At 34.5% G+C, this 13,415-nt stretch carries 11 protein-coding genes and 1 pseudogene; 8 read left to right on the forward strand and 4 right to left on the reverse strand.

All coding sequences use genetic code 11. The features are described from left to right. A pseudogene (locus Q1A60_RS11860) lies at positions 1-204 on the forward strand (hypothetical protein); the annotation flags it as partial. A 74-nt stretch (positions 205-278) separates the two neighbouring features. Here the strand turns inward: Q1A60_RS11860 and Q1A60_RS11865 are convergent. Next, the gene (locus Q1A60_RS11865; protein ID WP_299766685.1) at positions 279-1,385 is read right to left on the reverse strand and encodes a TlpA disulfide reductase family protein; all 1,107 of its coding nucleotides are present in this window, start codon (positions 1,383-1,385) and stop codon (positions 279-281) included. Positions 1,386-1,669: 284 nt separating this feature from the next. On the opposite strand from Q1A60_RS11865, the gene recN reads away from it, so the two are divergent. The 7 genes from recN (at position 1,670) to Q1A60_RS11900 (ending at position 10,201) form a co-directional block, all read left to right on the forward strand. Next, positions 1,670-3,376 (forward strand): DNA repair protein RecN, encoded by a 1,707-nt coding sequence (gene recN / locus Q1A60_RS11870; RefSeq protein ID WP_299766683.1) that lies wholly within the window; start codon positions 1,670-1,672, stop codon positions 3,374-3,376. 705 nt (positions 3,377-4,081) lie between these two features. After that, complete coding sequence (locus Q1A60_RS11875) at positions 4,082-4,903, forward strand: SDR family oxidoreductase (protein WP_299766681.1); 822 nt, start codon at positions 4,082-4,084, stop codon at positions 4,901-4,903. A gap of 258 nt (positions 4,904-5,161) precedes the next feature. After that, positions 5,162-6,163, forward strand: coding sequence for a glycosyltransferase (locus Q1A60_RS11880; protein WP_299766679.1), 1,002 nt, complete (start codon positions 5,162-5,164; stop codon positions 6,161-6,163). 9 nt (positions 6,164-6,172) lie between these two features. Beyond that, entirely contained in the window at positions 6,173-7,123 is a 951-nt protein-coding gene (locus Q1A60_RS11885; protein ID WP_299766677.1) for a hypothetical protein, read from the forward strand. 144 nt (positions 7,124-7,267) lie between these two features. Beyond that, the gene (gene coaE / locus Q1A60_RS11890) at positions 7,268-7,861 is read left to right on the forward strand and encodes a dephospho-CoA kinase (protein WP_299766675.1); all 594 of its coding nucleotides are present in this window, start codon (positions 7,268-7,270) and stop codon (positions 7,859-7,861) included. 97 nt (positions 7,862-7,958) lie between these two features. Continuing rightward, positions 7,959-9,491: a HAMP domain-containing sensor histidine kinase gene (locus Q1A60_RS11895; protein WP_299766673.1), complete on the forward strand. Its 1,533-nt coding sequence runs from the start codon at positions 7,959-7,961 to the stop codon at positions 9,489-9,491. 2 nt (positions 9,492-9,493) lie between these two features. Then, positions 9,494-10,201 carry a response regulator transcription factor gene (locus Q1A60_RS11900; RefSeq protein ID WP_299766671.1) on the forward strand — a complete coding sequence of 236 codons (708 nt, stop codon included), beginning with the start codon at positions 9,494-9,496 and terminating at the stop codon, positions 10,199-10,201. Between the two features lie 38 nt (positions 10,202-10,239). Here Q1A60_RS11900 and miaA read toward each other — a convergent pair whose 3' ends face one another. The 3 genes from miaA to Q1A60_RS11915 are packed head-to-tail and all read right to left on the reverse strand — an operon-like array spanning position 10,240 to position 13,411. Next, the gene (gene miaA, locus Q1A60_RS11905; RefSeq protein ID WP_299766669.1) at positions 10,240-11,154 is read right to left on the reverse strand and encodes a tRNA (adenosine(37)-N6)-dimethylallyltransferase MiaA; all 915 of its coding nucleotides are present in this window, start codon (positions 11,152-11,154) and stop codon (positions 10,240-10,242) included. Then, positions 11,147-11,995 (reverse strand): ion transporter, encoded by an 849-nt coding sequence (locus Q1A60_RS11910; protein ID WP_299766667.1) that lies wholly within the window; start codon positions 11,993-11,995, stop codon positions 11,147-11,149. Before Q1A60_RS11910 ends, miaA begins: the two co-directional genes overlap by 8 nt. A 36-nt stretch (positions 11,996-12,031) precedes the next feature. Then, on the reverse strand, positions 12,032-13,411 hold the full coding sequence (locus tag Q1A60_RS11915; protein WP_299766665.1) for an exonuclease domain-containing protein: 1,380 nt from the start codon (positions 13,409-13,411) through the stop codon (positions 12,032-12,034). Positions 13,412-13,415: the final 4 nt, after the last annotated feature.

The raw sequence follows: 13,415 nt of genomic DNA on the forward strand, positions 1-13,415 counted from the left end.
ATAGGTATTGAACAGGCTAATAAGGTGATGCATCTGAGTGCGATGGCTTATAACTTGAAGAAGTACCTAAAATTCACACATAAAAAGGTAAAAAGTGGAGTGGGAAAGGAACTTTCATCTGGATTTTATAAAATTACTTTTTATGACCTAATATACGTTCCTATAAACGTCTTAAAAATCAAAATCCAGTACAAGATACTATAAAAAAAGCCTCAGGAAAGAGGCTTAGAATGAGTTGTTTTTATCAGAATTATGGACTTGTGCAACGATTACCATTGTTACCTGTTGGCTTTTTTTATATTTGATTCAATAGTTTCAATCAATTTTTCACCTCTTAAATCACGAGCGATAATGATTCCTTTTTCATCAATCAGGAAATTATCCGGTATTCCATTAATTCCATAAATTAAATATGGGTCAGCCTTTCCACCATTATCTTGCCAAAGGTTGACCCAGTTCAAATCATTTTTTTCTATTGATTTTAGCCACGTCTCTTTAGCTTGGTCTTCTGAAATACTAACAATTTCAAATCCATCCTCATTAAACATAGAGTAAGCTTTTCTTAATGCTGGATATTCTTTAATGCAAGGGCCACACCAAGATGCCCAAAAATCTAATAATATAAGTTTACCTTCGAAGTCTGATAGTTTAATAATTTCTCCGTTTTCGTTTGGCATTGAAAAATCAACATACTTTTCTCCAATTTGTGGATTCTGATTAATTTCTAAAAATCGACTGATAGATTTACCGTAAGAAGAATTTTTTATGTCCTCATTAAAGTTGTTATAGAATTCTGAAACTGTTTTTTTTGAAAAAGTCTTAGAATAGAAGTCAAGTGTCGCAGCACTTACATAAGATTCTGGATTATTTTTAATAAAATCTTTCTCTGCTTTTAGCCAATCTTCTTCTATCTTTTTTTGCTCAAGTTTTGCGACAGATTTTAAACTGTCATTTAATTGATTGTTGTTTAAAATTTTCCTTATGCTATCTCTGTGCTTTCTGTATTCCCAAATTGGCTTCCAGAGTCTTTCCTTTTCTTTATGGGATACAGAACCACTAACGATTGCATCTTTGAACTCTCCATTTTTAGCTTTGAAATAAATATTTCCTGGCTCTATCCAAATACGAGAATAGTTTCGTGAATTCTTAACGAATAAATCGTATTGTTTAGGATGTTCCGTTACTCCAATTATTGAAAATTTATTATTTTCTACTTTTGTCGAATCTATAGGTTTGTTGTCCAACATTAAATAAATCCAACTGTTGTTTTCAATTCCTTCTAATTCTCCATTGAGTACAAATTCATTTTCACCAAGTTTGTTTTTAGTTTCTTTACATCCAAATAATGAAAGTCCAATAATTAAAATTCCTAATATTTTTTTCATTTGCGTTGCTTTAGCTTGCAGGTAACTAGTTTATATCATTACCTCTAAAATACTATAAAAACCCATAAGCCATATAGTTATAGGATTTTAAATGATTAACAGCTTGTTTATAGTCGTTTTTAACGGATATAAACGTTTGAAAATACATACTTCCAATCTCCAAAATCCATTCCAATTCCCTTTACGGTTTCTCGTAATCCACCTAAATAAATCCAAACAAAAACAACAGTCTATTCCATAAATTTGGAAAAATTCCAAATTATATTCCATTTTCCATTTGGAATATGGAGAAACTCCACTATCTTTACAACCGTAATTTAAAATCAGATACCAATTCCGTGCTTACATCCCTATCCATAAAAAACTATGCGCTTATTGAAGAAGCACAGCTCTCATTACAAGATGGGTTTACGGTCATTACAGGAGAAACAGGCGCGGGAAAGTCGATACTATTAGGAGCCTTAGGACTGATTACAGGTAAAAGAGCCGATAGTTCCAGCATGGGAGATATGACGTCAAAATGTATCATAGAAGGGATATTTGAAGTTGGCGGTTATCAATTACAGACCTTTTTTAAGAAGAATGACCTTGATTATGAAGAAGCGACGATCATTCGTCGGGAGATCTTACCTTCAGGGAAAAGCCGTGCGTTTATCAATGATACGCCTGTAACTTTAGCGCAGTTAGGAGCCTTAGGCGAACGATTGGTCGATATTCATAGTCAACATAAGACATTGGATGTGATTGATAATGAGTATCAGTTTGAAGTATTAGACACTTTTGCCAATGCCTTGGTACTTCGTAAAAAGTATTACGAACAATACGCCGTTTGGAAAAAGAAGCTTGTCCAATTAGAACAAGTCCAAGAAAAGAAACAACGTGCACAATTAGAGTTTGATTATCAGTCATTTTTATTTAATGAATTGGATGAAGCCAAACTCATAGAAGGTGAGTTTGAACAATTAGAGATACAACTTAAAACCTTAAGTCACGCCGAAGAAATCCAAGAAAACCTTGCTACCGCACAGCAGAAGTTAGGACAAGATGAGGTAGGTATTATGGATCAGTTGGCAGAAGCGCGATCGGCATTATCACGTATTAGTAGTTATGGCGATGCCTATGAAACTTTATATACGAGACTCCATAGTGTATTTATTGAAATAGATGATCTCACCCAGGAACTTGCAGATGTAGCGAGTGGCGTAGATGCAGACCCACTGACTTTAGAAAAAACAAACAATAGAATCCAATTGCTTTATAACTTGATGAAAAAACATCAGGTAGATTCTGTAACTGAGTTAATTGATGTTCGTGAGCGTTTGGATGCCGAGCTATTCGAAGTACAAAATGTAGATGATCAGATTGCAGTGATTGAGGAAGAGATCGCTTTCGCGAAAGCGGAAGCCCAAAAAATCGCAACCCAATTACACGAAAAACGCTCCAAAGCCATTCCGAAACTAAAAGCCTCTATTGAAAAGATATTGGTAGAATTAGGAATGCCTAATGCACAATTACATATTGAAGTAACACACTTGCAGGATTTAATGCCCAACGGACAAGATGCCTTAGCGTTTTTGTTTTCAGCTAATAAAGGCATGGACGTAAAACCATTAGGAAAAGGTGCTTCTGGAGGAGAATTATCTAGAGTCATGCTTGCCATCAAAGCAGTATTAAGCCGACATAAGAAATTACCTACCCTTATTTTTGATGAGATTGATACGGGTGTGAGTGGAGAAGTGGCAGTCAAAATGGGCGCTATTTTAAAAGATATGGGACATACCATGCAGCTCATTAGTATTACACATTTACCACAAATAGCGGGACAAGGAGCTTCTCACTTTAAAGTTTTTAAAACAGACGAAGCCGAAAAAACCAAAACTCAAATCGTACGTCTTTCTCAAGAAGATCGTATCGTAGAAATTGCAGCTATGCTAGGTGGTAATAATCAAACAACGGCAGCATTAGAACATGCAAAGAATTTATTGAACTAACCAGTTGTACATGTAGGTATTCATTATTTTAATTTTCTATTGAAATTTTAAGTTTTACCTCAATCTTAAAGGAAGAACTAAAAATTTGGTCGATATTTCCTTTAGGGTTAAGGAAAGAATAGATGAAATCATTCAAAATACATAATAGACTGAACGAATACGCATTTGTTCTTACGAAATTCATTGGTTTATCGATAAACTACACAAATCACACTGTGAAATCATTCCTTTTTTTGCATAAGCACAAATGAAATAGACCTCATTTCTGTACTTATATATTTGTGTCATTCATGATTTGTGGGTGGAACAAGCTTATATCAGAATGGGGATTTTGGTTATCTAAGTTTGTTCGTTCCTGATACAATAAGATGGGGATGTCTTAGTGTATCAAATTAATAGTACTATACTCAAGTGAAGCTGAAACCTGTAGCCCCTAAACTACAGGTTTCTTTTTTAGAATTCATTCTACTATTTTAAGAGGTTTTACTAGTATCACTTGATTTTGATAGGGGTTTAAGATGTTTTCAAAATTGTAAGTTAAACCTATCGCTATTAACAGGCAGATTCATCAATCTTTTTCAACAAAATCTTTAATGAATGCCTTTTATGTATGCATTGAAAAAGAAGATAAGTTCAATACATATTAAAAAATAAACGCCGATATTTGTCCTTCAAAACGAAAATCAACTTTTAACCGATATTACAATGGGGTATAACTTACTAAAAGGAAAAAAAGGAATCATTTTTGGAGCATTAGATGCAAATTCTATTGCATGGAAAACCGCAGAGCGTGTACATGAGGAAGGCGGACAATTTGTATTGACAAATGCACCTATCGCAATGCGTATGGGAACATTAAATACACTGGCAGAACAAACAGGTTCTGAAATTATTCCTGCAGATGCAACTTCTATAGAAGACCTTGAAAACCTAGTAGAAAAAGCACAAGAAATCTTAGGAGGTAAACTTGATTTTGTATTACACTCTATCGGGATGTCTGTAAATGTGCGTAAAGGACGTGCGTATACAGATCAAAACTATACATGGACGGAAAAAGGATGGGATGTAAGTGCTGTCTCTTTTCATAAAACAATGCAAACACTATATAAGAAAGATGCCATGAATGAGTGGGGAAGTATTGTGGGCCTAACCTATATGGCGGCACAACGCGTATTTCCGGATTATAATGATATGGCAGATAATAAAGCCTTTTTAGAATCAATTGCACGTAGCTTTGGATACCATTTTGGAAAAGAGAAAAACGTACGTGTCAATACGATCTCTCAATCACCTACGCCTACAACCGCAGGTCAAGGTGTAAAAGGTTTTGACGGCTTTATCGCTTTTGCAGAAAAGATGAGTCCGTTAGGAAACGCTACAGCACAAGACTGTGCAGACTATACCGTGACTTTATTTTCAGACCTTACCAAACGTGTAACTATGCAAAACCTTTATAATGATGGAGGTTTTAGTAATACGGGTGTGAGTAGAGAAGTGATGGATGCATTTGTAAAAGACCAAGAATAAACCCTCAAAGAGGAAACAATAAAAATAGAGTAGTGTTCTAAAATAGAGTGCTACTCTATTTTTTGCGCTTTCGCGAAATCGAGCCTGCGAGATTCACGACCGGAGGGAGAATGAAATGGTAAATCGAACTTGTGAGACCTGCCTGCCGGCAGGCAGGTTCACGACCGGAGGGAGAGCGAAGCGTTAAAGCGTATACATCGAGAATAATTCCCCTTTCGGAGGTTAGGGGGCTTTTAGGGATTACCCTATATTTGCGGCATGCAATTATCGTATTCATTTATTATTCCTGTATACAATCGTCCCGACGAAATCAAGGAGTTGCTAGACAGTTTTGCAAGTCAAGACACACAGTTACCTTATGAGATTGTCATTGTAGAAGACGGATCGTCACTTCCTAGTGATACTATTGTTGCTGACTATACAAATACATTAAATATCACCTATCTCCCTAAGCCAAATTCTGGACCTGGACCTTCAAGAAATTATGGAATGGCTCGTGCTTCGGGAAATTATTTTATCATACTAGATTCAGATTGCATACTGCCACCACATTATGTGCGTGTAATGGATGAAACACTACGAGAAGATTATGTAGATTGTTTTGGCGGACCCGATGCGGCGCATCCTTCATTTTCACCTTTACAAAAAGCTATTAATTATAGTATGACCTCTTTTTTGACAACGGGAGGCATACGTGGAGGGAAAAAACAAGTCAATGCGTTTCAGCCTCGTAGTTTTAATATGGGGTTGTCTAAAAAAGCATTTGAAGCTAGTCAAGGATTTGGAAAAATACATCCCGGGGAAGACCCAGACTTAGTATTACGACTATGGGATAAAGGGTTTAAAACACGATTACTCTCAGATGCCTATGTGTATCATAAACGTCGTATCTCTTGGTCTAAGTTTTACAAACAAGTCAATAAATTTGGCATGGTACGTCCCATTCTAAATAGTTGGCATCCCACGTCAGCAAAGATTACTTACTGGTTTCCTACGGTATTTTTAGTAGGAATTCTTTTCAGTATCGTAATGGCTCTTTTTGGATGGTTATTCTTTATATACGCTGTGATAGGATATTTCGTTCTTATAGGAGTACATGCGATTATAATGACTAAAAGTTTTTCTATCGGTATCATGTCAATAGCTGCGACTATGGTACAATTTTATGGATATGGAACTGGGTTTTTAAAATCTACGATTGCCATACAATGGCTAGGGAAGAAGCCACAGAAAAAATTCCCTCATTTATTTTTTAAGTAACTTAGAGGTATGTCTAATTTTAAAGGAATCACATTTAAGAGAACTAACGTAAGAGAATTTCTATTTTTTCTTATGCTTACTACAATTTTAGCGGTTCTCATTAAACTTTCAAAAAACTATACCAAAATATATAGTCTTCCTGTAACCGTCGTCAATACTCCTATAGATAAAGTAGTGAGTAATCTGGAACCTGAAGAACTAGAAGTCACGACAAGTCTTTCTGGTTTTGCTTTGCTTTCCAATCAGTTTTCTGACTTCGAACTTGCTATAGATTTCAGTCAGTTAGAAAAAACATCTAATAAGAAATATCAATATGTTCCAGAAGGACACCCACTAGAGATTGCTAATGCTTTTTCTGGAATATCAGAAGTTACAGCGGTGCGTCCAAAACAAATTGAGATTCAAATAGATTCACTAGCGAGTAAAGATGTTCCAGTGACCTCCTTCCTTTCTTCAGAATATAAAACAGGATATGGTCCTAATGGAAAAGCAACACTAACACCCTCTGTAGTGCGTATAGTAGGTCCTAAAGCATATATTGATACCATTACAAGTGTGCAAACAATCTCTAAAAGCATAACAGGAATTTCTGAAAATATAGAAACACAATTAGCTATAGACTCTTTAGCATTGCATAAGGAAATAAAGTTGTCTTCGTATGAAGTGGTATATACGCAAGAAGTTGCAAAGTTTACAGAAGGCTCTTTTAGCATTCCTGTAAAACTAATCAATACAGACGGAGTAGATGTCAAGATATTTCCTAAAACAGTAGACATTTATTTTACGGTACCTATAGATGCCTATGAATCTATAACAGTAAATGATTTTGAAATCATTTGTGATTTTAAGAAAAGAAATTCTGAAGACGATTTTATTGTCCTCACCATTAAAAGAGCTCCAATAGAAGTACGAAGTACTCGATTAGCAACAAAACAGATTAAATATATTGTTGTTAATTAATCATTGTGTTTCATCTTATTAAGGTTTTTAATTAATTTTTGAATAAAAAGTTAAACAGAATAAGCTTTTTATTATTAATTTTAAAAACAGAATACCTGAACTCCCCATAAGGTAAAGTAATAAAAGATTAATTTTTAGAATAGTATGATTGTAGGCCTTACTGGAGGTATTGGTAGTGGAAAGACAACAGTTGCTGGGTTTTTTAAAAAACTAGGTGTTCCTGTATATATAGCAGATGATGAAGCAAAACGTCTTATGGCTATCTCCCCAGATATTCGTAAAGAAATTATTCAATTATTAGGAAGAGAAGCATACACAAATAACGGCCTTAATAGAACGTATGTAGCAGCCAAGGTTTTTAAAGATACGCATCTGTTAGAGCAATTAAATGCGATTGTGCATCCCAGAGTGGCAATACATTTTAAAAATTGGTATCATCGACAAGACAGTCCCTATGTTATTAAAGAGGCTGCTATTCTTTTTGAAAATGGAGGATATAAGGAATGTGATTTTATGTTATTAGTCACCGCTCCTATGCATATGCGTATAGAGAGACTCAAAAAACGTGATGATAGCTCTGAAGAAGAAATTAAAGATCGTATGGGAACGCAATGGAGCGATGCCAGAAAACAAGCATTGTCAGATTTTTCCATAGAAAATATATTTATGGATCAAACTAAAGAGAAAGTTTTGCGTATTCATAATCATATTCTACTCAGAATTGATCGTAAGTGGTAAAAGCTGTTAACATTTGGTTAAATGGAAAGCAGGCTAAATGTTAAAATATTACTTTTGAGCAGTGAACAAAAAACTGTTTTATGCTTTAATAACCCTTATGAGCCTATCGCTGATAGGTATCATATTTGTACAAGGATATTGGATCTTAGACAGTGTAGATGCAAAACGAGAACAGTTTTCTTTTAATGCTAAAAGAGCTGTTATTAAAGTAGCTGAAAAAATACAAGAAAGGGAATATGAAGACTACTATTACGCTGTTGAAAGAATAATAGATAGTGTTGGAATCCCTGATGATCTGACCCTTGATGAATATTTCTTTATAAATGAAGACCCTATTACAAAAGATGTGTTTTTACAACGTAATGGGATCTTACAACAAGACTTTAAACTTTCTGCACCCGCTTTTGACCGTAGTTTAGATAGTCTAGAGTTTAAACGTTTTTTTAATCTCAGTTCTAGACAGATTCTTAGAAGAGGGTCATTAGACGGAAACCTTGCGAGTACAGGTAAGATACAAGAGATCTCTAAAATTGTTGATTTTAAAAGGATCAGCTATGAGAACCTTATAAGTGATGTGTTAGAGAAAAAACCAATACATAAACGTGTTTCAGCAGAAGAAATACAACGTGTCATGACACTAGAACTTGTAGAAAGCGATTTAGAAACAGATTTTGAATTTGGGATTTTTGATAATGATCTTTTGACCAGAGTACGATCAGAAAACTTCGAATTTGAAGGGGGAGCTCAATTTTATCAAGCACCCATATTTGCAGATGAAGATGGAAGAACAGATTATTATTTATATGCTGAATTTCCAGGAGAGAAAAAAATAGTAATCTCTTCTATCATAGGAATGATTGTGCTTTCAGTCATATTTACATTAATTATTGTAATTGCCTATTCAAGTGCGTTACACCAATTAAATAAACAACGTCAAATCTCACAGATTAAGACAGACTTTATTAATAATATGACTCATGAGTTTAAAACGCCTATTGCTACCATTAACCTAGCATTAGATGCCGTTAAGAACCCTAAGATATCTAATAATCCTGAAAAGGTATCCTATTATCATAAGATGATACGTGATGAGAATAAACGTATGCATGCACAAGTTGAAAATGTATTGCGTATCTCAAAATTAGAAAAGAATGAACTTGATATCCGTAAAGAACGTTATAAATTACACGATATCATAGAAGATGCAGTGCAACACGTATCTCTTATTGTAGAAGATCGCAACGGATATATAAACATGCATTTAGATGCGCCAAAGTCATCAGTTTTGGCAAATGAATCACATTTTACAAATGTGATCGTTAATATGTTAGAGAATGCTGTTAAGTATTCTTCAGACGAACCTAAAATAGATGTCTATACAGAAAATGTAAAGAACTTTATTTATGTGAAAATTAAAGATCAAGGCGATGGAATGTCAAAAACGGCACAACGCAAAGTTTTTGAGAAATTCTATCGAGAGCAGTCAGGAAATATTCACAATGTCAAAGGGCACGGTTTAGGCTTAGCCTATGCCAGACAAATAGTAGAAGACCATCAAGGAGAAATCTTTGTGGAAAGTGAGAAAGGAAACGGAAGTACATTCATCATTAAATTACCACTAATATCATAATTATGGAAACTGAAAACAAAAAGATTTTACTCGTAGAAGACGATCCGAACTTCGGAACAGTCCTAAAGGATTATCTATCTATGAACGATTACAATGTTACACATGCTAAAAATGGTATGGAAGGCTTTGAAAAATTTAAAAAAGACGATTTTGATCTTTGTATACTAGATGTAATGATGCCCTATAAAGATGGGTTTACACTAGCGAAAGAAATACGCGAAAAGAACGCAGATGTGCCTATTATTTTCTTAACAGCAAAAGCCCTGAAAGAAGATGTTCTTAAAGGATACAAAGTAGGAGCAGATGACTATCTAAATAAACCTTTTGATAGTGAAGTACTTCTTATGAAAATCAAAGCTATTATTCAGCGTAAGAGTGTAGACTCTATCGCAGATAGTAAACAATTTGAATTTGTTATTGGAAACTTCCACCTAAATTCAAAGCTTCGTTTCTTAACGTATAAAGAAGAAGAGCCGATCAAGCTATCACCAAAAGAAAACGAATTATTACGTATGCTCGCATTACACGAAAATGATTTAATGCCTCGTGAGCTAGCACTTACAAAAATATGGAGAGACGATAATTACTTTACATCACGTAGTATGGATGTATATATCGCAAAACTTCGTAAATACCTTAAGAAAGACGATACCGTAGAGATATTAAATATCCACGGAGAAGGATTTAGATTGGTGGTTAAAGCCCTCTAAATAGATAACGGTATTAGTGAAGAAAGTAAGAAAACGTCCTACTCATCATAGGACGTTTTTTTATGTATAAATTCTGAAATTTCTTCAAATGGGGTTTGGTAATCAAACCAAGTAATTGCTTCGTCTTTTCGATACCAAGTACCTTGTCTCTTCGCAAAACGACGGGTATTTGTTTTAATATTTTCAATGGCTTGTTCTAAAGAAATCTTCCCTTCAAAGTGTTCAAAAAGTTCTCTATAACCTACCGTTTGTAATGCGTTTAACCGCTTTCGCGAAAGCAAACCTTGAACCTCTTCCACAAGGCCATTGGCAACCATTATATCAACGCGTTTATTGATACGATCATAAATCACTTCTCTATCTGCCGAAAGTCCTATTTTAATAGTTTCAAAGGGACGCTTAGGTTTTGGCTTATCTAAAAAAGAAGAAAAAGGCTTCCCTGAAGAAAGGCATACTTCTAGCGCACGTGTCACCCGCTGATGATTTTGAATATCTACACGCTCATAATACACAGGATCCTTTTCTTTAAGAAGGTGCTGTAATGCTTCAATGCCTTCAGATTCAAAGAGTGTATTTAATTGCTCTCTTATACCCGGTTTTACTTCTGGAAACTGATCTAGTCCTCGTATCACAGCATCTACATACATGCCAGAACCTCCTACCATTGTGACATATGAACTTTTTTGGTGAAGGGTATGTAACAAACTAATGGCTTCTCTTTCAAAATGCCCTACACTATAGGTGTCTTCTATAGAAATATGTTGAATGCAATGATGTGTTGCCGCAGCAAGCTCCTCTGGATCAGGTACAGCAGTACCAATAGTCATTTCTTTATAAAATTGACGGGAATCTGCCGATATGATTTCAGTTTGAAAATGTTGGGCTATTTTAATAGATAAGGCTGTTTTTCCTATTGCCGTAGGTCCAACAACTGCAATAAGGTATTTAGTCATTATGTAAGGAATAACCACAGTGATTACAAAACTTTGCACTGTCATGATGGGTATCATGATTGCAATTAGAACACGACTGTGTATTGGTATGTATATGTTCGTTTTGATCCGTTTTTTGCAATGCACTTTTTGTATACTCTGCACTTACAATACCTGTAGGTACGGCAATAATGCCATATCCCATAATCATAATGATTGAGGCAAGAAATTGTCCTAATGGTGTAATGGGAGCAATATCTCCATATCCAACAGTAGTAAGGGTAACAATACACCAATAGATACTTACAGGAATATTTCGAAAACCACTTTCTTCTCCTTCAACTAAATACATAATTGTACCAGAAATGATACATATGATAAGTACTGTAAATAAGAAGACACTTATTTTGGTCCTACTATCTACAAGTGCTTTCGTAAGTTTATTAGATTCTCCTATATAGCGTGTTACTTTTAAAATCCTGAAAATTCGTAATAAACGAAGTGCTCTCACTGTAAGTAAAGCATTAGAGCCTACGATAAAGAATGATAAGTATAGTGGAATAGTCGATAAGAAATCAATAATCCCATAGAAACTAAAAATATACTTACTTGGTTTATTTACAGTAATGATACGCGCAAAATATTCTAAAGTAAAAAAGATGGTGATAATCCATTCTCCAGCATAAAAAATATCATGGTATTTGTCATCAAGACTACCCACACTCTCTAGCATTACGAGTATAATACTTGCAAGAATTAATATGAGAAGAATAACATCAAAGAGTCTACCCTGAGGTGTGTCTGCCTCATAGATGATCTCATGCATTTTACGCTTCCAGTTTTTTTTAGTTTGGGTTTCCAAATAGGCTATTTTAAAGAATATAAAAGTACTAAATACTTAGGAATTGGGAATATTTGATAATGGGATAAGCTTTTGTACTTTTTTAGTTCGTAAGTAACTCTGTATGATATGCTGTGCATCTCTATTATTATCCATTTTGGTAATAATAGATTTTAAAATGTCAATATTATTAAGTTGAAAGTTTAAATTATAGAAGCCAATTCCTTGAAAAATACCATCTTCTATAAGCACCACCGAGCGTTCATCGATATCACGACCTCTATCAATGACAAGCATACTTTTGTTTTCGTAGCTATAGGTATTGATAAAATTCTGTGCTCTTTTATTATATAATTCTGGAGATTCTTCATTTACGCAAGCACCTTCACAGGTTTTAATAGAATGTCCAAAACAACTCCCTTTAGCATTAGTGAGTCCCGTTTTATTTTGACAGAGTGTATAGCTTTCTGTAATTTTTTCTAAATGTGACTTTGCTGAGGCTATAGAACTATAAGTAGTAATTCCTTTTTTACGGCCATCTGCTTTTTCAGTTTTGAAATTTATATATCCATCTTCATCGATATATTGCGTAAGCTGTATTTTATACTTTGTTCTTCGCAATGCCCTATTAAAAATAGGTTTGTTACGTTTTATTTCTTCATTTTCTTTTAATAAAGCAATGAGTTCGCTTCCCGTTTCTTCATAGGTAACAGCAACAACATCTTCCTGTATCTTCTTGCTTTTTCGATTGTCACTCGTAAAATGTTGTGTAAGGCGTTTTTTTATATTCTTGCTCTTCCCAATATAAATAACCGTGCCATTGACATTATGCATATAATAAACCCCACATACTGAAGGCACATCATTAATAATGTCTTTAAGCTTTTTATCCATGTTCTTTTTAGGAAAAGCACGTACAGAGGCTTGGATAATTTTTTTCTCGGTGTCTTTTGCTAAAAGCATTTTAAAAAGCTTAACCGTAGCCATGGCATCTCCGCTAGCTCTATGTCTATCTGTAATGGGAATACCAAGCGCTCTTACTAATTTTCCTAAACTATAGCTTTTATGTCCTGGAAGTAGTTCTTGAGATAATGCGACTGTACATAGTGTTTTTCGCTCATATGGATAGCCTAATCTATCAAACTCTAAGGTTAGAATACGATAATCAAATTGCGCATTATGTGCAACAATGATACATCCTTCGGTAATTTCTATAATACGTTTTGCAACTTCATAAAACTTAGGTGCATTACGTAGCATTTGATTATTAATTCCGGTAAGATTTACGACAAATGCTTGGATAGGACGTTCGGGATTTACAAGACTTATAAATTGATCTACCACCGTATGTCCATCAAACTTGTATATAGCAATTTCAGTAATACCTTCTTCATTGTATTTGCCTCCTGTAGTCTCTATGTCTAAAATCGCGTACATTCTT

The sequence above is a fragment of the uncultured Dokdonia sp. genome, assembly GCF_947492535.1.
Lineage (GTDB): Bacteria > Bacteroidota > Bacteroidia > Flavobacteriales > Flavobacteriaceae > Dokdonia.

Coding starts and splice junctions, on each gene's coding strand:
- Q1A60_RS11895 (WP_299766673.1), top strand. CDS start 7,959: ATGAGCCTATCGCTGATAGGTATCATATTTGTACAAGGATATTGGATC.
- Q1A60_RS11865 (WP_299766685.1), bottom strand. CDS start 1,385: ATGAAAAAAATATTAGGAATTTTAATTATTGGACTTTCATTATTTGGA.
- Q1A60_RS11915 (WP_299766665.1), bottom strand. CDS start 13,411: ATGTACGCGATTTTAGACATAGAGACTACAGGAGGCAAATACAATGAA.
- coaE (WP_299766675.1), top strand. CDS start 7,268: ATGATTGTAGGCCTTACTGGAGGTATTGGTAGTGGAAAGACAACAGTT.
- miaA (WP_299766669.1), bottom strand. CDS start 11,154: ATGACTAAATACCTTATTGCAGTTGTTGGACCTACGGCAATAGGAAAA.
- Q1A60_RS11875 (WP_299766681.1), top strand. CDS start 4,082: ATGGGGTATAACTTACTAAAAGGAAAAAAAGGAATCATTTTTGGAGCA.
- Q1A60_RS11885 (WP_299766677.1), top strand. CDS start 6,173: ATGTCTAATTTTAAAGGAATCACATTTAAGAGAACTAACGTAAGAGAA.
- Q1A60_RS11900 (WP_299766671.1), top strand. CDS start 9,494: ATGGAAACTGAAAACAAAAAGATTTTACTCGTAGAAGACGATCCGAAC.
- recN (WP_299766683.1), top strand. CDS start 1,670: ATGGAGAAACTCCACTATCTTTACAACCGTAATTTAAAATCAGATACC.
- Q1A60_RS11880 (WP_299766679.1), top strand. CDS start 5,162: ATGCAATTATCGTATTCATTTATTATTCCTGTATACAATCGTCCCGAC.